Raw genomic sequence first — 20,850 nt, 5'->3', positions numbered from 1 at the left:
ACATCCCTTAGAAGTCGCGCTGGAAGCGGATGATGCCGCCCCACGAGTTCTTCTTGTCGGCGCCGGTCCAGTTGGACTTGCCGAGGTGGACGTAATCCAGTTCCGGCGTGATGGTGAAGCCCGGAACCAGGGTGTAAGCGACGTTGGCCGCGACGCCGAGGTTCTTGTCTTCGTCATACGACACGGCAGCGTTGAACTGAGCCTTCTCGTTGAACTTGAAGGTGCCGCCGCCCCAGACGGCCCAGTTGCCACCCCAAGGCTTGTAGAAGTTGCGGTCGATGTGCTTGTCGGTGCCGTAGCCGCCCATGACGAACAGCGAGAGCTGCTCGGTGGCGTTCACGTCGAGGCGAACCTTGCCGGCCCACTCTTCGTAGTTGCTGTTGTAAGCCGCAACAGCCGACACGCCACCCCAACCCTGGGTGTACTTCGCGCCGAGCACGATGTGCGGCACATAGCTGTCGATGGTGTTGTTGTCGATAAGGGCATCCCAATCCGGATTAATATCGGCAGGAGCCATCGTGCCAGCCCGGCTGAACTTGCCCGAGCCCTGCTCGAGCGACACCAGAGCCGAGAAGCCGTTGCCGGCGTCGAAGGTGTAGCTGATCAGGTTGGTGTTGAAGCCACCGTAGGGAACCAGCGTGTCCTGGATCACGTTGCCGGCATAGCCCGAGAAGGTGTCATAGGCCGAGTCGTCACGACCGATGCGCAGACCGCCGAGCTGGACCCAAGCGAAGTTCAGCGACCAGCTGTTGTGCGCGTTACCGTCCTGGGTGTCCTGGTTACCGAAGTTGAAGCGGGTTTCGGTGTAGGTCTTCAAGGTGCCGAGCTCGGTCTCCTGGCCGGTCCAGGTCTTCAGAGCGAAGCGGGCCTGCTTCGTCCAGGTGCTCTGCTCCTTGCCGGTCAGACGGTCGTTGGTGCGGGCACCGTCGAACGAGCCGATGTCGCCGAAGCCGGCGTCGTAGCGCAGATAGCCGCCGACGCGCAGGCAGGTTTCGGTGCCGGGGATGTAGAAATAGCCAGCGCCGTAGACGTCGCAGATGCGGACGTATTCAGCGGGCTCCGGCTCGGCGACGACGACGGCGTCGGCGGCGCGCGCACCGGAGACTGCGACCAGCGCCGCAGCCGAGCCGAGGAGAAGGCTCTTGATGTTCATTTTCTGACCTCCAGTCAAAAGTTAAAAAACGGGTCTGGGTATTATTTGCTGAAGGACAGCGTTCCCTGCCCCATCCCCACTGCGAAAAAGACACGCGCACCGCGCCCCTTCTTCGAGACCGACATTACCCATCGGTCGGCGGCGTTCAACAGCGTTCGTAGCGGCTGGAAGCCTCCATGGGCGCTATCCCCAAGCCATGTTGCACAAATGACACGTTTTTGCCGACTGCGGAAAGTTCTTCTTAACCATCAGGGGCGGGAACGGTGCCGCGGGCCCGCGAAACAGGGGGCCGACAACCAGAATCGCGTCCGACTCAGCCGGCCTGATCGCGGTGAAAGAGAATTGCCGGATCGCGCCCGGACCGGCTTTTTCCCAGGCGCGCCGCAAATGCTTATTGATTGTACCCGGTCTTTTCATTATCCAGCGGTGCGCCGGAGAGGTGGCCGAGTGGTCGAAGGCGCTCCCCTGCTAAGGGAGTAGGCCTCAAAAGGGCCTCGTGGGTTCGAATCCCATCCTCTCCGCCAGTTCTTTCATCATCTTCATGGCCCCACGCGATGCCCGGGCCTGCGAAGCTGCAGGTTTCGAAACGGCTGCGCGCTTCGGGTCGGCCTCGGCGTCCAGGCATGAGTTGGAACGACGACCAGCGATGCGCTGCCTTCGCATCCATTTGAAAATGAAAAGAAATTCGGAACTCAAGGCGATGTTCGGCGCGAAATCTTCGCGATTCTGACTGGAGGTCAGAAAATGAACATCAAGAGCCTTCTCCTCGGCTCGGCTGCGGCGCTGGTCGCAGTCTCCGGTGCGCGCGCCGCCGACGCCGTCGTCGTCGCCGAGCCGGAGCCCGCTGAATACGTCCGCATCTGCGACGTCTACGGCGCTGGCTACTTCTACATCCCCGGCACCGAGACCTGCCTGCGCGTCGGCGGCTATGTCCGTTACGACGCCTCGTTCGGCGACGCCGGCTCCTTCGACGGCCGCGACGCTATCGACGTGCGCAACGGCAAGCTTCAGCGCAGCTGGGGCAAGAACGCCCGCTTCGCCCTGAAGACCTGGACCGGTCAGGAGACCGAGCTCGGCACCCTGAAGACCTACACCGAGACCCGCTTCAACTACACCAACGGCGAAACCAACGTTGACGCCCACTTCGCGTGGATGCAGCTCGGCGGCCTGCGCATCGGCGTCGACGAATCGTCGTTCGACACCTTCATCGGCTACGCCGGCAACGTGATCCAGGATACGCTGGTTCCCTATGGCGGCTTCGGCACCAACCTGATCAGCTACACCTTCGACGCCGGCAACGGCTTCTCGGCCATGGCCGCGGTGGAGCAGGGTTCCGATCAGCTGACCGGTGACATCAAGGTCGGCCCGGGTGCGGTTCCGGTCGAAGGTCCGATCGACAGCTATGTGCCGAACGTCGTCGTCGGCGCCAAGTTCGCCCAGGGCTGGGGCGCCATCACCGGCGTCGCCGCTTACGACAGCAACTGGGAAGAGTGGGCCGGCAAGCTGCGCCTCGACGTGAACGTCAACGACGCCCTGTCGCTGTGGGTCATGGGCGGCTACGGCACCGACGACCACGTTGCCCGCAACTTCTACAAGCTCTGGGGCGGCAACTGGGCCGTCTGGGGCGGCGGCACCTACAAGTTCAACGAGAAGGTCGCCTTCAACGCGCAGGTTTCCTACGACGACTCCAAGTCGCTCGGCCTGGCTGCCAACATCGCCTACACCGTTGTTCCGGGCCTGACCATCACGCCCGAAATCAACTGGGTCCATCAGGGCGACTTCACGCCGGGCATGACCACCTGGACCGGCATGCGCAAGGAAAACGCCGTCGGCGGCATCATCCGCTTCCAGCGCGACTTCTAAGACATCCTTCACGGATCTCTGTCGAACCCGGCGGGCAACCGCCGGGTTTTTCTTTTTGGCGTTATCGGCCCCGGGGCGCATGAACCTCGCGCGTCTCAGCGCTTGCGCGGAAACGGCGGGCGCTATAGCGCTGTCATCGACATTTTTCACGGACGATCCCGATGCCTACACGCCCTGCCCTCACCCCGCTCGTCGCCGCCCTGCCCGAAACCGTGCCCTTCGTGGGCCCCGAAGCGCAGGAGCGCATGCGCGGCCGCCCGTTCCGGGCCCGCCTCGGCGCCAACGAGAGCAGCTTCGGCCCTTCGCCGCACGTCGTGGCGCGCATGAAGGAGATCGCCGGCGACATGTGGATGTATTGCGATCCCGACAATTACGATCTGAAGGAAGCGGCAGCGAGGCACCACGGCATCGCTTCCGCCAATGTCGTCGTCGGCGAAGGCATAGACGGACTGCTCGGCCTGCTGGTGCGGCTTTACATCGATGCCGGCGATCCGGTGGTGACTTCGCTCGGCGCCTATCCCACCTTCAACTTCCATGTCGCGGGCGTAGGCGGGCGGCTCGTCACGGTTCCCTATAAGAATGACCGCGAGGACCTCGATGCGCTGCTGGATGCGGCCCGCCGGGAAAAGGCGCCGCTCGTCTATCTCTCCAATCCCGACAATCCGATGGGAAGCTGGTGGGAAGCGCACGACATAAACCGTTTTATCGAGGCGCTGCCCGAAACCTCGATGCTGGTGCTGGACGAGGCCTATGGTGAACTGGGCCCGGCTTCGTCCCTGCCCGGCATCGACATATCGCGGCCAAACCTCGTCAGGATGCGCACTTTCTCCAAGGCCTATGGTCTCGCCGGCATTCGCTGCGGCTATGCGTTCGGAGAAGAAAAGATGATTCGCGATTTCGAGAAGCTGCGCAATCACTACGGCGTCAGCCGCATGGCGCAGATCGCGGGCGTCGAGGCGCTGGCCGACCAGGCCTGGCTTCAGGAAGTGGTGGGCAAGGTGGACGCCGGGCGACGGCGCATCGCGCAAATCGCCGAACGCAACGGCCTCGAGCCCCTGCCCTCGGCGACGAATTTCGTGACCGTCGATTGCGGACGCGACGGCGCTTTCGCGCTGAAGGTGCTGGAAAACCTGCTGGCGCGCGACGTCTTCATCCGCAAGCCGATGGCGCTGGGGTTGGACCGCTGCATCCGCATCAGCGTCGGGCTCGACCACGAGCTTGACATATTGGCGGAAGAACTGCCGGGCGCCCTTGCCGCCGCGCGCGGCAACTGAGACGGGTTCCCGTCCGCACCGGCTTCACCCGGAAACGCCCCGCTCCGTCGCGGATTCGGGTGGTCTTGCGGTGATCCCGGTCGCACGCAGCGTCCAGCGCCGGCCGTCGCTGCGCAAATCGGTCAGGCTCAGCGGCTCGACGTCGATATGGCGTCCGCCGGCCTGCGGCGCGCCGATGACGTGTAAAATGGCCGCGCGGATGACTGAGGCGTGAGTCACGGCCACCGTGTGGCCGGGCTCGCCCACCATCCGGTCCAGCATCCGCGCCACCCTGAGGGACAGGTCGGCGAAGGATTCCCCCTTCGGCGGCGCAGCCTCGGGATCATGCAGCCAGGCGGCCAACGCCTCCGGCTCCGCCGCGCCCACCTCCGCGAAACTCCTGCCGGCCCAGGCGCCGTAGTCCAGGTCGCGCAGGTCTTCGAGTTCATCCGGTTGCAGGGAAAGCACCTCGGCGGTTCGGCGCGCGGCAAATGCCGGCGCAATCAGGGCACGGTCCACCTTGCCCAGCAGCCCGGCCAGCCCCGAAGCCCTCGCCAGGGAAGGCATGTCGGCCGGTTCGTCGCGGGGAAAAGCGCCGCGCTGGACGGCCGCCGAAACGCCGCTGCATACCAAGGTGAGACGTACGAGCATCGGGAATCGCAATCCTGCTGGCCGATGCCGAGCCTATCATGGAACGGCCACTCACCCGCAATCCGCCGGCATCCGCCGAGACAGCTCCGCCGACCCCTTGAATTAATTGAACGTTCGTTTTATTCTTTCCGCAGGGAGTGACGAATGGCCCGCACCACCGGCTCTGACGGCGAAAAAACGGAAGCGGCGATCCGCGAGGTAGCGGCCGCGCTGATCGCGCGCCATGGCTACGAGGCCGTTTCCATGCGCCAGCTCGGGCAGCAGGTCGGCGTGCAGGCAGCCGCGCTCTACCGCTATTTCCCGACCAAGGAAGACCTGCTGTTCACGCTGATGCGCGAGCACATGGAGGCCCTGCTCGCGGCCTGGGACGCCGCAAGGCCCGCGGCCGGCGGTCCTGTGGCCCGGCTCGCCGCCTTCGTGAAGAACCATATCGCCTTCCATATCGCGCGGCGCCATTCCACCCATGTCTCCAACATGGAATTGCGCAGCCTCTCGCCGGAAAGGCTGACGCAGGTCCTGAAGTTGCGCGCCGCCTACGAAAAGGAGCTGCGCGCCATCCTGCGCGAAGGCGCGGAGGCCGGCGTTTTCGACCTGGACGATATCGGGCTCACCGCCATGGCGCTGATCCAGATGATCACAGGGGTGATCGTGTGGTTCCGGCCCGACGAGCGGCTGCCGGTCGCCGGGGTCACCGCTACATATCTTCGCATGACAATGCGCCTCGTCGGCGCGACAATGGACATGGAGGAGCGGCATGTACACGCATACGCTGAGCTTCGGACTTGACGCCGACATAGAGGCGCTGCGCGATCTGGTGCGGCGCTTCGCGCAGGAGAAGATCGCGCCGCTGGCGGCCGAAATCGATCGCTCCAACGATTTTCCGTCGCATCTGTGGGGCGAACTGGGCGCGCTCGGCCTGCTGGGCATCACCGCCGGCCCCGATTTCGGTGGATCCGGCATGGGCTATCTCGCCCATGTCGTGGCCATGGAGGAGATCAGCCGCGCCTCGGCCTCGGTCGGCCTGTCCTACGGCGCGCATTCCAATCTGTGCGTGAACCAGATCAACCGCTGGGGCACGAAGGAGCAGAAGGAAAAGTTCCTGCCGGCGCTATGCTCGGGCGAGCATGTCGGCTCGCTCGCCATGTCGGAGCCCGGCTCCGGCTCGGACGTGGTGTCGATGCGGCTGCGTGCCGACAAGCGCAACGACCGCTATGTGCTTTCCGGCAACAAGATGTGGATCACCAACGGGCCCGACGCGACCACGCTGGTGGTCTACGCCAAGACCGAGCCGACCATGGGCTCGCGCGGCATCACCGCCTTCCTCATCGAGCGCGGCATGAAGGGGTTCTCCGTGGCGCAGAAGCTGGACAAGCTCGGCATGCGCGGCTCCAACACCGGCGAGCTGGTGTTCGACGACGTCGAGGTGCCGTTCGAGAACGTGCTGGGCCAGGAAAACCGCGGCGTCGAGGTGCTGATGTCGGGTCTCGACTATGAGCGCACGGTGCTGGCCGGCGGTCCGCTCGGCATCATGTTCGCGTGCCTCGACGTGGCGGTGCCCTATGTGCAGACCCGGCGCCAGTTCGGGCAGGCCATCGGCGACTTCCAGCTCGTGCAGGGCAAGCTCGCCGACATGTACACGACGATGAACGCGGCGCGCGCCTATGTCTACGCCGTGGCGGCTGCCTGCGACCGCGGCGCGACCAGGCGCAAGGACGCGGCCGGCTGCATCCTGTTCGCCGCCGAAAAGGCCACGCAGATGGCGCTGGACGCCATCCAGCTTCTCGGCGGCAACGGCTACATCAACGACTATCCCACCGGCCGGTTGCTGCGCGACGCCAAGCTCTACGAGATCGGCGCCGGCACCAGCGAAATCCGCCGCTGGCTGATCGGGCGCGAGATGATGGCGGAGGAGGGCTAATGCGTGCGGGTGCGCACCTTCGTCGTCCCCTCATCAACCCTTTTGCGAGCGACCTCAGCGAGCGTATCGGAAATCCACTGATTGATGGATTTGCCGTCATGAGCGGCCGCCTTGCTCAAAAGCGCATGAACCTCGGGAGTGGTGCGCAGCGCCAGCTTGCCCGAATAAGGCCTTTGCGGCTCCGCGCCGCGCTCTTTACAAAATGCAAGGTAGTCATCCACGCTGTCGTGGAAGGCCTTCACCAGTTCCTCCGCGCTTTCGGCTTCGAACGTCACGATATCGCGAATACCGAGCACATGGCCATGAAAGACCATGTCGTCGTCGTCGAACTCGATCGAACCGGAATATCCCTTGTAAAGCTTCACGGTCTTATCCCAACATTGATTAGAAACTGGCGAATGTCACGGATTGCCCAGCGTTTGGTATCCGGCGACGGATGCGGGCGGTGCAGAAACAAGGTCTGGCCGGCAATGGTGAATCTCACCCGCGAACCGTTTCCTTCGGACATTTCCGCCCCGCAGGCGATCAGAAGCGCTTCCACATCGCGTCATTTGATCGACCCGCTGACCGGATCGGCAAAGATCGCCTCAAGCGTTTTGCGATGTCTCGCATTCGTGCAAACCTCCAACAAGGCAGCGCAGATGGCCAGCACCTGCAATTGAAGGTCGCACGTCCTGCGCGACATATAATATCAAAATATGATATCATTTCAGGTCCGCCAATGCCCACCATCCAGTCCCAAATTTCCCCGTCCTCCGACAATTTCCGCGCCAATACCGAGCGGATGCGGGCGCTGGTGGACGACATCTCGCAGCGGGCGGCGGCGGTGCAGCGCGGCGGCTCCGACGACGCGCGCGAGCGGCACGTGTCGCGCGGGAAGCTTTTGCCGCGCGAGCGGCTGGCGCAACTGCTCGACGCCGGCTCACCCTTCCTCGAGATCGGCCAGTTCGCCGCCTACGGCATGTATGACGACAACATCGCCGCCGCCGGCATGATCGCCGGCATCGGCCGCGTCGAGGGCCGCGAGGTCATGGTGGTGGTGAACGACGCCACCGTGAAGGGCGGCACCTATTATCCGGTCACGGTGAAGAAGCACCTGCGCGCGCAGGAGATCGCGGCGCAGAACAACCTGCCCTGCGTCTATCTGGTCGATTCGGGCGGCGCCAACCTGCCCAACCAGGACGAGGTGTTTCCCGACCGCGAGCATTTCGGCCGCATCTTCTACAACCAGGCCAACATGTCCGCCGCCGGCATTCCGCAGATCGCCTGCGTCATGGGCTCCTGCACGGCCGGCGGCGCCTATGTGCCGGCGATGGCGGACGAATCGATCATGGTCGCCAAGCAGGCCACCATCTTCCTCGGCGGCCCGCCGCTGGTGAAGGCCGCGACGGGCGAGGACGTCACCGCCGAGGAACTGGGCGGCGCGGACCTGCACACGCGCGAATCCGGCGTGGCCGACCATTATGCGCTGGACGACGCCCATGCGCTGGCGATCACCCGGCGCATCGTGAAGAACCTGAATCGGAAGAAGCAGATCGGGCTCGACCTTCGCGATCCTGTCCCGCCGCTTCACGATCCGCGTGAGCTCTACGGCATCGTGCCCACCGACCTGCGGCAGCCCTACGACGTGCGCGAGGTGATCGCCCGCATCGTGGACGGCTCGGAACTGGACGAGTTCAAGGCCAATTACGGCACCACGCTGGTGACCGGCTTCGCCCATATCCACGGCATGCCGGTGGGCATTATCGCCAACAACGGCGTGCTGTTTTCCGAGAGCGCGCTGAAGGGCACGCATTTCATCGAACTGTGCTGCCAGCGCAAGATACCGCTGGTATTCCTGCAGAACATCACCGGCTTCATGGTCGGGCGCAAATACGAGGCCGGCGGCATTGCCAAGGACGGAGCCAAGCTGGTGACGGCCGTTGCCACCGCGCAGGTGCCCAAGGTGACTATGATCATCGGCGGCTCCTTCGGCGCGGGCAATTACGGCATGTGCGGGCGCGCCTATTCGCCACGCTTCCTGTGGATGTGGCCGAACGCGCGCATTTCGGTGATGGGCGGCGAGCAGGCGGCCATGGTGCTGGCGCTGGTGCGCCGCCAGAACATCGAGCGCAAGGGCGGCTCCTGGACGGCGGACGAGGAAGCGGAGTTCAAGCGCCCGACGCTGGAGAAATACGAGCGCGAGGGCCATCCGCTCTATTCCTCGGCGCGGCTGTGGGACGACGGCATCATCGATCCGGCGAAGTCGCGCGAGGTGCTGGCGCTGTCGCTGTCGGCGGCGCTCAACGCGCCGATCCCGGAAACGAAATTCGGCGTGTTCAGGATGTGAACGACGGCCGCAGAGAGACCAACCAAACTTGCCAACGGAGCCCCAGCCGACATGCCGCTTTCCCTGTACGAAATCACCGTTCCCGTCTTCATCCGCGGCCTCAGGAACCTGTCGCACAATCTGAAGAAGGGCGAAGCCTTCGCGGACGAAAAGGGCATTCCCCACGAAGAGCTGACCTCCGCGCGGCTCTATCCGGACATGCTGCCCCTGACTGCGCAGATCCAGCGCGCGTCCGACAGTTCGCGGTTCGTGGCGGTTCGCGTCGGGCAGGTCGAACCCAGGCCGATGGCCGACGAGGAAAAGACCTTCGCCGAATTGCAGGCGCGGATCACCGCGACCATCGACTATCTCAAAACCGTGCCGGCCAACTGCATGGACGGGCGGGAGGATGCCCATGTGAGCTTCAAGGCCGGGCCGCGCACGCTGGAATTCAACGGCACGAGCTACGTTCTGGGCTTCGCCATTCCCAACTTCTATTTCCACGTGACGACCGCCTACGACATCCTGCGCCACAAGGGCGTGCCGGTCGGCAAGGTGGACTTTCTGGCCGGCGCCGACGGCTCCTGAAGCCGGCCGAGAAGAGTCGAGGGACGGGCATGTTCCAGAAAATCCTGATCGCCAATCGCGGCGAGATCGCCTGCCGCATCATCCGCACCGCGCGGCGCATGGGCGTGCGCACCGTCGCCGTCTATTCGGATGCGGACGCGCGCGCCCTGCATGTCGAGATGGCGGACGAGGCGATCCGGATCGGCCCCGCGCCCGCCGCCGAAAGCTATCTCGACGCCGACCGCATCATCGCCGCCGCCAAGATCACCGGCGCGGAGGCGATCCACCCCGGCTACGGCTTCCTGTCGGAGAACCCGGATTTCGTCGACCGCGTGGTGGCCGCGGAACTGACCTTCATCGGCCCCTCTGCCGCCTCGATCCGCGCCATGGGCCTCAAGGACGCCGCCAAGCGGCTGATGGAGGGGGCCGGCGTGCCGGTGGTGCCCGGCTATCACGGCGAGGCGCAGGAGATCGTGGTGCTCGCCTCCAAGGCGCGCGAGATCGGCTATCCGGTGCTGATCAAGGCCCGCGCCGGCGGCGGCGGCAAGGGCATGCGGCGCGTGGACGACCCGGACGACTTCGCCGAAGCCCTGTCGGGCGCGCGGCGCGAGGCCAAGGCCGCCTTCGGCGACGACCGCGTCTTGGTGGAGAAATATGTCGAGAAGCCGCGCCACATCGAGGTGCAGGTATTCGGCGACGATTTCGGCAATGCCGTGCATCTTTACGAGCGCGACTGCTCGGCGCAGCGCCGCCACCAGAAGGTGATCGAGGAGGCCCCCGCCCCCGGCATGACCGAGGAGATGCGCACGGCGATGACCGAAGCGGCGGTGACGGCGGCCAAGGCGATCGCCTATTCGGGCGCGGGCACGATCGAGTTCATCGTCGATGCGTCCGAGGGGCTGCGGCCCGACCGTTTCTGGTTCATGGAGATGAACACGCGCCTCCAGGTCGAACATCCCGTGACCGAGATGGTCACCGGCATCGATCTGGTGGAATGGCAGTTGCGCGTGGCGGCCGGGGAACGCCTGCCGCTGACGCAGGACGAGATCGGCCTCCACGGCCACGCCTTCGAGGCGCGGCTCTATGCCGAGGACGCCGCGCGCGGCTTCCTGCCCGCCACCGGCACGCTGCATCACCTGAGGTTCCCCGCCGCGTCCGGCGCGGGCACGGTCCTGCGCGTCGAAACCGGGGTGCGCGAGGGCGACGCCATCTCGCCCTTCTACGATCCGATGATCGCCAAACTGGTGGTTCACGGACCCGACCGGCCAGCCACGCTGGCGGCGCTCGGAACGGCATTGGACGGAACCGAGGTGGCCGGCTCCACCGTCAACACCGCCTTCCTGGCGGCGCTCGCCCGCGACCCCAGCTTCGCGGCCGGCGATGTCGACACCGGCCTGATCGGGCGCAGGCAGGAAGCGTTGACTGCCGTGCCGCCGCCCTCGGAAGGCCTCTTAGCGGCGGCGGCGCTCGCTGCGTCCGGGCTGGATGCGCTGCCGGCGTCCGACGATCCGTGGGCGGCGCTTGCCGGCTACGCCCATTTCCATGCCGTGCCGCAGCGCACCGTCCTGATTTTCGCCGAGCACGAGATCACCGCGCGCATCGACCCGGCGGACCGGCAGAAGCAGGTGCGGTTCGAGACGGCGACCGGCCTTTCCCGGCCGGTCAAGGCACCGGCCGCACGCCTGGCGCTCTGGCCTGGGCATGTGACCGTGTTCGACGGCGCGGCGAGCTACAATTTCGCCGTGCCGGACCCGCTGCAAAGCGCCAACGAAGCAGGAGCGGGAGCGGATTCGCTGCGCGCGCCGATGCCCGGATTGGTGAAAGTGGTGCGGGCGGCCAAGGGGAACCAGGTCGCCAAGGGCCAGCCGCTGCTGATCCTGGAAGCGATGAAGATGGAGCACACCATCATCGCACCCCATGACGGCGTGATCGCCGACATCGCCGCCGAGGGCAGCCAGGTGACGGACGGCGCCGTGCTTGTGCGGTTTGTGGAGGAAGACAAGGGTTGATCTGACTTTCCGCTATTAGTATTCTGCTTGACGGAATACTATTAGCGGAATAGCTTATCATCATGATCCGATCGTTTGGCGACCGAGATACGGAGAAGTTGTTCAACGACATTCGGGTGAGCCGCCTTTCAGCTATCGACAGCGTGGCCCGCCGAAAACTACTGCTCCTCCATGCCGCAATCCGGTTGGAAGATCTGAGGGTTCCTCCGGGAAATCGACTGGAGGCCCTGAAAGGCGACCGCAAGGGTCAATGGAGCGTTCGGATCAACGATCAATGGCGTATCTGCTTCGTCTGGCAAGACGGCGCCGCCGAAAACGTTGAAATCGTCGATTACCACAGGTGACAGCCATGGAACGAAAACTCGATCCGATTCCCCCCGGCGAGATTCTTCTCGAGGAATTCCTGAAGCCGTTAGGGGTAAGTCAAAACCAGCTTTCCCGGGATATCGACGTGCCTGCAAGCCGCATCGCCGGCATCATCAAGGGTGAGCGCAGCATCACCGCCGACACCGCCTTGCGGTTGGGGAAGTATTTCGAAACGAGCCCGGAAATGTGGCTCAATCTCCAGTCGGACTATGAGCTCAGGAAGCTGCGCTCCGGTGCATGGCCGGAAACGGAAAAGCGAATAAGGCCGCTCAACGCAGCCTGATCTCACACGAAAACGGCCGGGGGGAACCCGGCCGCTTCCTTTTCGAGCCTACCGGCCGTCTCAATCCAGCGGAATCGGCGCGTATTTGCCGTCGTGCCACTGGTTGATGTCGTAGCTGGCGTTCTTCAGGTCGCCCTTTTCGTCGAAGACCACGTCGCCGACGACGGTCTTGATCGGCTTGCCGTCCTTCAGCGCCTCGGCCACCTTGGCCGGGTCGTCGCTGCCGGCCCGCTCGATTCCTTCAGCAAAGGCCTGGATCACCGCGTAGGAGAACAGCGTGAAGCCTTCCGGCTGGAAGCCGCCGGCCTTGATCTTCTCCACCGCTTCCTTGGCTTCGGGGCGGGCCTGCGGATCGGACGGGAACACGAACATGGTGCCCTCGCCGGCCGGGCCGGCAACCTGCCAGAACTCGGGCGAGGCGATCGAATCCGGCATGATGAGCTGGAACTTGAAGTTCTGTTCCGCCGCCTGGCGCAGGATCAGGCCGGCTTCGGGGTGATAGCCGCCGAAATAGACGACATCGGCCTTCAGTTCCTTGAGCTTGGTGACGAGCGCCGAATAGTCCTTATCGCCGGCATTGATGCCGTCGTAGAAGACCTCCTTCAGGCCCGACTTGTTCATGGTGTCGCGCACGGCGTCGGCGACGCCCTGGCCGTAGGCGCTCTTGTCGTGCAGGATGACGATGTTCTTGCCGGCATATTTCTTGGCGATCCACGGACCGATGAAGGCGCCCTGCGCGTCGTCGCGCGTGTAGAGGCGCATGATGGTCTTCCAGCCCTTCTTGGCGGCGTCGTCGGTCATGGCCGGGTTCGAGGAGGCGGGGCTCATCATCAGCGCGCCGGCCTCGGCATAGACTGCGGAGGCGGGAATGCTGGAGCCCGAGCAGGCGTGGCCGTCGATGAAGTTCACGCCATTGGCGACGATGCGGTTGGCGATGGACACCGCCTGCTTCGGATCGCACTGGTCGTCCTCGAAATCGAGCTTGATCTTGCGGCCGCTGACGCCGCCCTTGGCGTTGATCGCGTCGGCCGCGGCCTTCGCGCCCTGCTTGAACTGGTCGCCGATATTGGCGAGTTGCCCGGTCATCGGCCCGGCGACCGCGAAGGTGATGTCATCGGCGGCGAGGGCTGCCGACGAGCTCAACAGCAGGCCGAACAGCGCCGCCTGCAGCATCCTGGTTTTTTTCATAGTGCTCCCATTCCTCAACTCTTGCGCCGCCCCCCTGGCAGCGCACCTCTGGAGGAAGGCGACAATTCCACTCTTCTCCAATTCTGTCCAGACGCCTCGCGGCGGCCGCATCGCTTTGCGCGGCAAGCGCCGGAAAAGGCGAAAGCCGCGCCGGCCTTATCCCGGCCGGTCGCGGCTTTGGCGGCGGTCATGGCGGCGCCGAAACGCCCCTGCCCGCTTGCTTCCCTGTCTGCGCGGCCGGTACGTGCCTGCCGCGTCGTTCTTTCCCGTCGTCCCGTCACATCGTCCCGGTACGGGGCCGTTGGAGCGGCCCGCCCGCGTTCATTCCCCTCGGGGCAATCGTCAGTGCATGGTCATCCATTCGCGCGCCTCGCGCAGGGCCTGGGCGATCTCGCCCTTCGACATGGCGGCCGACAGTTCCGAGCGAACCTCGGCGGCGCGCAGCGAACCCTTGATGGCCGCGATGTTGAACCATTTGTGGGCGGCAACGACGTCGACCTCGCAGTCGCGGCCGGTTGCGTACATCATGCCGAGTTCGAACAGGATGTCGGCCTGAGCGGTCGTGCCCATCGTGCCGAAATCGGCTTCAAGCATTTCGAAACGTGCCATTTTCTTGTTCCCTGTCTGCTCCCGAGAGCCGCCCTTCTTTCGTCCGTGGGGCTGCCCTTTCGATGCTTCCGAGGATGCCGCCGAGCCTTGAATCCGCCGTTAAATGGCTTGCTTAATTTGAGGAAAACAAAGCTAAAACAATAGGTAAACGTGACGAACCGTTAAGGATAGAAAGCCCGCGATCGCGCGGTTTCGTGTAAAATTCGACGAAAATCCGAGTGGCTCGAAACAACGCTTCGCTAACCACGCGCCCAGTAGGGATTTGGTAAGACGCCCCGCCCAAGGCGGCGGCGGCAGCAGGCAGACCGCAAAAAATCGGCGCTTTCTTCCGCTGCGGCACCGCTTCCGCTTGCCGCATGACTGCACTAGCTTACGTCCGCGTAAGGCCGACAGGCCGATCCGGATTTTGCAGAGGAGGAGGAAAGATGTTTCGGAAACTCAGCCTGGCGCTCGCGGCGAGCCTGATAGTGACGGGGGCGGCGCTGGCCGACCCGATCGAAGGCAACTGGAAGACGGCTTCCGGCGCGACGGCGGCCATCGCCGGCAGCGGCGGGGCCTTCGCCATCACGCTGAAGACGGGCAAGCATGCCGGCAAGCGCATCGGCTCGTTCAAGGCCACGGGCGACGCCGGCTATGCCGGTACCATCACCGATCCGGAGAGCGACAAGACCTATAACGGCAAGGCCTCGCTGGCCGGCAGTTCGCTGACGATGAAGGGCTGCGTGCTGGGCGGCCTGATCTGCAAGAGCCAGACCTGGACGAAGATGTGAGGGAAGCGGAGGAGTAAAGCAGGGAGCGGCAGGCAACCGCCGATGGGGCACCGCCTCGTCAACGTCCTGCCCGGCCGTCAGGCTGCCGCCCCGCTCCCCTAGCTCCTGCTTTCCTACCTCGCCCGCTGGCCGAACAGCACTTTCTGCGCTTCCTTGTCGTCGGCGAGGTTGCGGCGGTGCTCCTGCCCCACCTCGACAGCCCTGACGACCGCCGGGCGGGCTGCGATCGCGTCGAACCAGCGCCTGAGGTTCGGGAAATCGTCCAGGTCCTGTCCCTGGTTCCGGTAGGAGCGGGTCCAGGGAAAGGAGGCCATGTCGGCGATGGAATAGTCGCCGGCCAGGAAGTCGCGGTCGGCCAGCCGGCGGTCCATGACGCCGTAGAGCCGGTTCACCTCGTTGGTATAGCGCTCGATGGCGTAAGGCACCTTCTCCGGCGCATATTGGCGGAAATGATGCGCCTGCCCCGCCATCGGGCCGAGGCCGCCCATCTGCCAGAACAGCCATTGGTCCACTTCCGTACGCCGGCGCTCGTCGGCGGGATAGAACCTGCCGAACTTGCGGCCGAGATATTGCAGGATGGCGCCGGATTCGAACACCGGGATCGGCTTGCCGTCCGGTCCTTCCGGATCGACGATGGCCGGCATGCGGTTGTTCGGCGCAATCTTCAGGAACGACGGCTCGAACTGTTCGCCGCGCCCGATATTCACGTATTTGACGACATAGGGAACGCCCGTTTCCTCGAGGAAGATCGTGATCTTGTGGCCGTTCGGGGTCGGCCAGTAGTGGAGTTCGATCGGGCGGGTCTGCGTGGTCATGCCATGTCTCCGGCTTGATGGATGCCCGTTGCAGATAGACATCGACGGGCCGAGCGCAACCGCCGGAACGTTCAAAACGCCGTCAATAAATTTGAACCTTCGATGAACGCAGGCCTCAGAGCGGGTTCAGGCGGCGCGATGCACTATCCCGTCATTCGATGAGGGGAATTCAAAGATGCTTGCACGCCGCTTCACCATCGTCTGTCTGCTGGTGACCCTGTTCGGCATGGGTTTCGCGCTGCTCGTCGCCGAGGCGGGCCGCCACGATCGCCATGGCGGCGATCCCCGCTGCGGCTTCGCCTGCCCGGCCGCCCAGCGCCTCTGATCCTGAAAAACCGCGAAAGCCGCGACCATGTCCCGTTCCGCCTCGAACCTCCGCCGTTTCCTCCGCGTGGCGCCGCGTGCCGCCATGATCCTGCTGATGCTCGCCGCGCCGGTGCTGGCGGTGCCGAGCCTGCGGAGCGGGGCGGGCGCCACGATCGAAGCGCCGGCGCCGCAGAAGACCGGCATGGGGCTGGTGCTGCTGGTGAGCCTGCAGCGCGGTTGACGGACGCACCCCCTCTCGAAACCGTCACGTCGTGCTCATATAATGGGCCATGGAAAAGCGAATCTACCCCGAGGCCATCGAAACCATCGTCACGCCGGAGCCCTATGCCGCGCAATATTTCACCGACGCCCGCGCCGCGGTGAAGGAACTCCAGCGTCTCTACGCCCGCAACACCGCGTTCCTGCGTGATTCCTTCTCGGCGCTGGCGACCGGCGGGGACAGCAACGTACGCTACAGGGCCTTCTATCCCGCCGTCAGCGTGACCACGACGTCCTTCTCGCTGGTCGATTCCCGGCAGGCCTATGGCCACATGCCGACGCCGGGCACCTTCACCACCACCGTGACACGGCCGGACCTGTTCGAGAATTATCTCGTGGAGCAGCTCAATCTCATCATGCGCAACCACGGCATGCCGGTCATGGTGTCGGAATCCGACACGCCGATCCCGCTGCATTTCGCGCTGATCGAGGGCACCCATGTCGACGCCTCGGCGGCCGAGCACATCAAGCGGCCGATCCGCGACCTGTTCGACGTGCCGGACCTCGACGGCACCGACGACCACATCGCCAACGGCACGCTGGAACTGGGCCTGGGCGATCCGCGTCCGCTGGCGCCGTTCACGGCACAGCGGGTCGATTATTCGCTGCACCGGCTGGCGCACTACACGGCCACCAGCCCGCAGCATTTCCAGAACTACGTGCTGTTCACCAACTACCAGTTCTACATCGACGAGTTCTGCACCATGGCCCGCCAGATGATGGCGAAGGGCGAAGGCGGCTATGCCGAGTTCGTGGAGCCCGGCAACATGGTGACCCATTCCGGCGAAACGCACCCTTCGGAAGGCGCGATGCCGCCGCGGCTGCCGCAGATGCCGGCCTACCACCTGAAAAAGCCGCACCATGGCGGCATCACAATGGTCAATATCGGCGTCGGCCCCTCCAACGCCAAGACGATCACCGACCATATCGCGGTGCTGAGGCCGCATGCCTGGGTGATGCTCGGCCACTGCGCCGGCCTGCGCAACACGCAGGCGCTGGGCGACTATGTGCTGGCGCACGCCTATGTGCGCGAGGACCACGTGCTGGACGACGACCTGCCGGTATGGGTGCCGATCCCGCCGCTGGCCGAGATCCAGGTGGCGCTGCAGGAGGCGGTGGCCGAAGTCACCGGCCTGTCGGGCTACGACCTCAAGCGCGTCATGCGCACCGGCACGGTCGCCACCATCGACAACCGCAACTGGGAGCTGCGCGACCAGCGCGGCCCGGTGCAGCGCCTGTCGCAGTCGCGCGCCATCGCGCTCGACATGGAATCGGCCACCATCGCGGCCAACGGCTTCCGCTTCCGCGTGCCCTACGGCACGCTGCTGTGCGTTTCCGACAAGCCCTTGCACGGCGAACTGAAGCTGCCCGGCATGGCGACGGAATTCTACAAGCGGCAGGTGGCGCAGCATCTCACCATCGGCATCAGGGCGATGGAGAAGCTGGCGGAAATGCCGATGGAGCGGCTGCATTCGCGCAAGCTGAGAAGTTTCTCGGAGACGGCGTTCCAGTAGCGGATCGTTCGCCCTTCTGGCACGTATTGGTACATACCCCCCTCTGGCCTGCCGGCATGGCCGGCAGGCCAGAGGGGGTGCGAAGAAGCGCCGAACGGAGCGGCCCGCCCGGCTTCTTCCACCAGCATCGTCGCACCCCAACCGCCAGGCCACCTTGAAGCCGCCGCAGTTCTGCCGCTAGAGGTTGCGCATGGAAAGGATGCGCCAGCCAAGAACGGTCCTCGCATGGGCGAATGCCGCGATGCTCCTGCTCGCGCTTTTGCTGCTGGCCGGCTTTTTCGGCCGCTTCCATCCGGCCTTCGACACGCTCGCGCATTTCCGCGCCCACCTGTCCGTGCTGGCCGCGCTGCTGGCGCTGCCCGTGCTGGCGACGAGCCAGAGATTCCTGGCGTTTTCGGTGCTGGTGTTCGCCGCGACGTCCTTCTCGACCACCTCGTTCGCCCCCCATCTGCCGGGGCAGGTGCAGGCGGATTTTTCGCCGGCTCCGGCGGACCAGCCGCTCTACCGCCTGCTGCAGATGAACCTGCGCTACGACAACGCCACGCCCGGAAAGGCGCTGTCGCTGATCGGCCGCACCAAGCCCGACGTGGTGACGCTCGACGAGGTCTCGGACATGTGGCGTTCGAAGCTGGCTTTGCTTTCCGCCGCCTATCCGCACAGTATCTTCTGCCCCTACCCCAACCTGGTCTTCGGCGTGGCGATCCTGTCGCGGCGCCCCTTCGCCGCAGGTTCGGAACCGGTGTGCTTCGAGCGCGGGGCGATGGCGGTCGCCACGGTCGATTTCGGCGGGCAGGAGATCGACGTGGCCGCGCTGCACCTCGCCTGGCCATGGCCGTCGCACCAGGCCTGGCAGATCGGCGCGATCTCGGAACCGCTGAGCGAGCTTTCGGAGAGCGCCCTGCTGGCGGGAGACCTGAACGCCACGCCCTGGAGCGCCGCGGCACGGCGCGTCGCCGAGGCCGGCGCCCTGACGCTCGCGCCCTCCGCCGGCCCGACCTGGCTCTATTGGCGCCTGCCGGGTTTGCTGCGCTTCGCCGGCCTGCCGATCGACAACGTCCTGTTCAAGGGCGACGTGATCGTCCACGATGTCAGGACGCTGGAGGAGACGGGTTCCGACCACCTGCCAGTGCAGGTGGAGTTCTCGCTGCGTCTTCCGGCCGACGAACCAGAGGACAAGCGAGAGAGCGCGATCGCCCTCGTGGGAAGATCACTTTCCTTGCTGCGCCAGAGCGGCAGCATAAGCGATTGACCATTCGCTTTCAAATAACGGCATCACTTCCGGCAGGCCTCTCGCGATCTGCTCGCGTAGCTTTTCGTTGTCCAACTCAGTCCACCCGAAGCTCGGGACGCACCGATCGGACAGTTTTTCATCCCTATTCCCGTCGATAAAACAACTATAGCTGTCCCCGATCTGGAAGCGCTTCAGCGTATTGGCAAGGAGCCGAATGTCGTTCGCGGAAACCGGCCCATCGGGCAGGTTCTTGTAGACCTCAAGCATGAATTTGACGTTGATTCCACTGTGGGACGTATCTTCATACCGTGGTTCGGAAGCATCGAGTGAAGGCGTATTGACGGATATATCGTCCTCCTTCCTCCATCCACGATAGTACTCTTTCGGCCAATAGTTCCATAAAGCAGAATTTTCATCCGTCAAAGTCCAGCTTGCCTTGAAGTTTTCTGCAAGCTCTATGACGCGATCACGGTATCGCGTATCACCGGTAATGAGATACATCTCCAACAAATCAAGTCCGAATATGTTCTGCTGATTAAAAGGTAAAACGACACCATCCGCCCAAAATTTGATACCTTTCCTAAAGATGTATCCGTCGGCAGATTTTCGATAATCTGGCTCGTAAAAATCGAAAATTTCCTTTGAAATTTCGATAATTTTCTCTTTCTGAGACTCTTCCAGCCAACCGTCCCTGGCCATCTTAAGCATGGGGTAAAGCGGCATGGCGTTATCCACCAGCAAGGCAAGCGGTTCCTTCCGGTCCAAAGCGTACTTCCTCGTCGACCAGCCAATCAGAGTTCTCGTCTTCTCATAGTTTGCCAGAAGGCAATCAACGGCAGCGGAGGCTATGGTCGCGACCGGGATCTCGCTTTCCGGTATGAGTTTTCGATATTCGGCCAGTACCATCAGCCGATAGGCGACATTCCATGAAACTCTGCCGAGATCATTACTCGAACAGGCAAGCGCCAGTGCGGGATCCTTTTGGCGAATCTCGCGCGACAAAAGGTAAGCTAGGCGCCCGCGCACGTCCTCTTTCTTGAAACAGGTGGAGTTAATATCGATCGAGCGATAGCCCGCCCCCACAAAACAATCTTCAGATGAATTGCCGACGGAAGGCATCTTCGCCACCGTGCCCTGCCGAAGATCCAGCACATAGCGCGCCGGCCCACCGGTGACGGACATACCGTACGCAACAACTTCACCTTTGGAGACAGAGAAATTATCGATATATGTATCAACACTGTAATACGATTTTGATTTACTTTCTAAATCATATACAAAAATATAACTTTTATCTTCTTTCTTATCATAAAAATCTGATATTATATTATTATAATATATAATTGAATTTTTGTATAAACCCTCTCGACCCCCTACATCAATGTCTCTGTATACTAAAACGGATTGAGATACCAAATTCGTATGCTTACTAAAAACATAGTTACCACTATCATCAATGTCAGGATCAAACATGATCGAGTTTGAACCCTCTAGCGCTCTAACGGCTGCTCTGTCATTTTCATATATATATAATGTTGGTTGCCCTCCCATAGAAACTCTGCTGAATACAGCAAATTTTCCATGCTCAGAAGCTTTAAATTGATATATCTTGTATTTTTCAAAAAACAGGAAAGATTCTCTGTCGGGATACTTCTTGTCTACTTCCGCCTTAAGCCCAACAACTAATGGGTCGTTCTGTGCCTTCGATAAAAATGCAAGAGCGACACCGAAGGTAGCGGTGACCACAAGCGTCGTCAAAACGAGCCT

At 63.3% G+C, this 20,850-nt stretch carries 22 protein-coding genes and 1 tRNA gene; 15 read left to right on the top strand and 8 right to left on the bottom strand.

The window, feature by feature from the left end; translation table 11 throughout:
• Window positions 1-7: 7 nt before the first annotated feature.
• Window positions 8-1,153, bottom strand: a complete 1,146-nt coding sequence (locus tag QU595_RS04715; RefSeq protein ID WP_315919520.1) for a porin — start codon at window positions 1,151-1,153, stop codon at window positions 8-10.
• 433 nt (window positions 1,154-1,586) lie between these two features.
• Here QU595_RS04715 and QU595_RS04710 point away from each other — a divergent pair.
• From QU595_RS04710 to QU595_RS04700, 3 genes are all read left to right on the top strand, one after another.
• Window positions 1,587-1,677 (top strand) — tRNA-Ser (locus QU595_RS04710).
• A 220-nt stretch (window positions 1,678-1,897) separates the two neighbouring features.
• Window positions 1,898-3,016 (top strand): porin, encoded by a 1,119-nt coding sequence (locus QU595_RS04705; RefSeq protein WP_315919518.1) that lies wholly within the window; start codon window positions 1,898-1,900, stop codon window positions 3,014-3,016.
• Between the two features lie 161 nt (window positions 3,017-3,177).
• A complete protein-coding gene (locus QU595_RS04700) occupies window positions 3,178-4,290 on the top strand; it encodes a pyridoxal phosphate-dependent aminotransferase (RefSeq protein WP_315919516.1) in 1,113 nt (370 codons plus the stop codon).
• Window positions 4,291-4,314: 24 nt separating this feature from the next.
• Here QU595_RS04700 and QU595_RS04695 read toward each other — a convergent pair whose 3' ends face one another.
• Window positions 4,315-4,920: a histidine phosphatase family protein gene (locus QU595_RS04695; protein WP_315919514.1), complete on the bottom strand. Its 606-nt coding sequence runs from the start codon at window positions 4,918-4,920 to the stop codon at window positions 4,315-4,317.
• Between the two features lie 144 nt (window positions 4,921-5,064).
• Between QU595_RS04695 and QU595_RS04690 the strand changes: the two genes are divergently transcribed.
• On the top strand, window positions 5,065-5,706 hold the full coding sequence (locus tag QU595_RS04690) for a TetR/AcrR family transcriptional regulator (RefSeq protein WP_315919513.1): 642 nt from the start codon (window positions 5,065-5,067) through the stop codon (window positions 5,704-5,706).
• Window positions 5,675-6,838, top strand: a complete 1,164-nt coding sequence (locus tag QU595_RS04685; RefSeq protein ID WP_315919512.1) for an isovaleryl-CoA dehydrogenase — start codon at window positions 5,675-5,677, stop codon at window positions 6,836-6,838. The genes QU595_RS04690 and QU595_RS04685 overlap by 32 nt, the downstream gene beginning before the upstream one ends.
• Here QU595_RS04685 and QU595_RS04680 read toward each other — a convergent pair.
• Together QU595_RS04680 and QU595_RS04675 are read right to left on the bottom strand one after the other, a co-directional pair.
• On the bottom strand, window positions 6,835-7,203 hold the full coding sequence (locus QU595_RS04680) for a type II toxin-antitoxin system HicB family antitoxin (RefSeq protein WP_315919510.1): 369 nt from the start codon (window positions 7,201-7,203) through the stop codon (window positions 6,835-6,837). The two genes, QU595_RS04685 and QU595_RS04680, sit on opposite strands and share 4 nt — an antisense overlap.
• Entirely contained in the window at window positions 7,200-7,379 is a 180-nt protein-coding gene (locus tag QU595_RS04675) for a type II toxin-antitoxin system HicA family toxin (protein WP_315919508.1), read from the bottom strand. Before QU595_RS04675 ends, QU595_RS04680 begins: the two co-directional genes overlap by 4 nt.
• A gap of 180 nt (window positions 7,380-7,559) precedes the next feature.
• Here QU595_RS04675 and QU595_RS04670 point away from each other — a divergent pair, with 180 nt between their 5' ends.
• The 5 genes from QU595_RS04670 to QU595_RS04650 all read left to right on the top strand — a co-directional run bounded on the left by QU595_RS04670 (window position 7,560) and on the right by QU595_RS04650 (window position 12,371).
• The gene (locus tag QU595_RS04670) at window positions 7,560-9,167 is read left to right on the top strand and encodes a carboxyl transferase domain-containing protein (RefSeq protein WP_315919507.1); all 1,608 of its coding nucleotides are present in this window, start codon (window positions 7,560-7,562) and stop codon (window positions 9,165-9,167) included.
• Window positions 9,168-9,218: 51 nt separating this feature from the next.
• Window positions 9,219-9,734, top strand: a complete 516-nt coding sequence (locus tag QU595_RS04665; protein ID WP_315919506.1) for a DUF1993 domain-containing protein — start codon at window positions 9,219-9,221, stop codon at window positions 9,732-9,734.
• A 29-nt stretch (window positions 9,735-9,763) separates the two neighbouring features.
• Window positions 9,764-11,722: an acetyl/propionyl/methylcrotonyl-CoA carboxylase subunit alpha gene (locus QU595_RS04660; RefSeq protein ID WP_315919504.1), complete on the top strand. Its 1,959-nt coding sequence runs from the start codon at window positions 9,764-9,766 to the stop codon at window positions 11,720-11,722.
• A gap of 62 nt (window positions 11,723-11,784) precedes the next feature.
• Window positions 11,785-12,066, top strand: a complete 282-nt coding sequence (locus tag QU595_RS04655; protein WP_315919502.1) for a type II toxin-antitoxin system RelE/ParE family toxin — start codon at window positions 11,785-11,787, stop codon at window positions 12,064-12,066.
• A gap of 5 nt (window positions 12,067-12,071) precedes the next feature.
• Window positions 12,072-12,371: a HigA family addiction module antitoxin gene (locus QU595_RS04650; RefSeq protein ID WP_315919501.1), complete on the top strand. Its 300-nt coding sequence runs from the start codon at window positions 12,072-12,074 to the stop codon at window positions 12,369-12,371.
• Between the two features lie 60 nt (window positions 12,372-12,431).
• Here the strand turns inward: QU595_RS04650 and QU595_RS04645 are convergent, their stop codons facing one another.
• A complete protein-coding gene (locus tag QU595_RS04645; RefSeq protein WP_315919499.1) occupies window positions 12,432-13,559 on the bottom strand; it encodes a branched-chain amino acid ABC transporter substrate-binding protein in 1,128 nt (375 codons plus the stop codon).
• A gap of 342 nt (window positions 13,560-13,901) precedes the next feature.
• Window positions 13,902-14,168: a sel1 repeat family protein gene (locus QU595_RS04640; RefSeq protein ID WP_315919498.1), complete on the bottom strand. Its 267-nt coding sequence runs from the start codon at window positions 14,166-14,168 to the stop codon at window positions 13,902-13,904.
• A gap of 425 nt (window positions 14,169-14,593) precedes the next feature.
• Here QU595_RS04640 and QU595_RS04635 point away from each other — a divergent pair, with 425 nt between their 5' ends.
• Window positions 14,594-14,938 (top strand): DUF2147 domain-containing protein, encoded by a 345-nt coding sequence (locus tag QU595_RS04635; protein ID WP_315919497.1) that lies wholly within the window; start codon window positions 14,594-14,596, stop codon window positions 14,936-14,938.
• Window positions 14,939-15,051: 113 nt separating this feature from the next.
• Here QU595_RS04635 and QU595_RS04630 read toward each other — a convergent pair whose 3' ends face one another.
• A complete protein-coding gene (locus tag QU595_RS04630; RefSeq protein ID WP_315919496.1) occupies window positions 15,052-15,753 on the bottom strand; it encodes a glutathione binding-like protein in 702 nt (233 codons plus the stop codon).
• A gap of 175 nt (window positions 15,754-15,928) precedes the next feature.
• On the opposite strand from QU595_RS04630, the gene QU595_RS04625 reads away from it, so the two are divergent.
• From QU595_RS04625 to QU595_RS04610, 4 genes are all read left to right on the top strand, one after another.
• Window positions 15,929-16,078 (top strand): hypothetical protein, encoded by a 150-nt coding sequence (locus tag QU595_RS04625; protein ID WP_315919495.1) that lies wholly within the window; start codon window positions 15,929-15,931, stop codon window positions 16,076-16,078.
• 27 nt (window positions 16,079-16,105) lie between these two features.
• Window positions 16,106-16,300 carry a hypothetical protein gene (locus QU595_RS04620; RefSeq protein ID WP_315919494.1) on the top strand — a complete coding sequence of 65 codons (195 nt, stop codon included), beginning with the start codon at window positions 16,106-16,108 and terminating at the stop codon, window positions 16,298-16,300.
• A 49-nt stretch (window positions 16,301-16,349) separates the two neighbouring features.
• A complete protein-coding gene (locus QU595_RS04615) occupies window positions 16,350-17,852 on the top strand; it encodes an AMP nucleosidase (protein WP_315919493.1) in 1,503 nt (500 codons plus the stop codon).
• 190 nt (window positions 17,853-18,042) lie between these two features.
• Window positions 18,043-19,101, top strand: a complete 1,059-nt coding sequence (locus QU595_RS04610) for an endonuclease/exonuclease/phosphatase family protein (protein WP_315919492.1) — start codon at window positions 18,043-18,045, stop codon at window positions 19,099-19,101.
• Here QU595_RS04610 and QU595_RS04605 read toward each other — a convergent pair.
• On the bottom strand, window positions 19,060-20,841 hold the full coding sequence (locus tag QU595_RS04605) for a hypothetical protein (protein ID WP_315919490.1): 1,782 nt from the start codon (window positions 20,839-20,841) through the stop codon (window positions 19,060-19,062). The two genes, QU595_RS04610 and QU595_RS04605, sit on opposite strands and share 42 nt — an antisense overlap.
• Window positions 20,842-20,850 lie beyond the last annotated feature (9 nt).

The organism is Mesorhizobium sp. SP-1A (assembly GCF_032460275.1).
Taxonomy (GTDB): domain Bacteria; phylum Pseudomonadota; class Alphaproteobacteria; order Rhizobiales; family Rhizobiaceae; genus Mesorhizobium.
The sequence above is the reverse complement of the archived record's forward strand: the minus strand, read 5'-3'. Positions and strand labels throughout refer to the sequence as shown.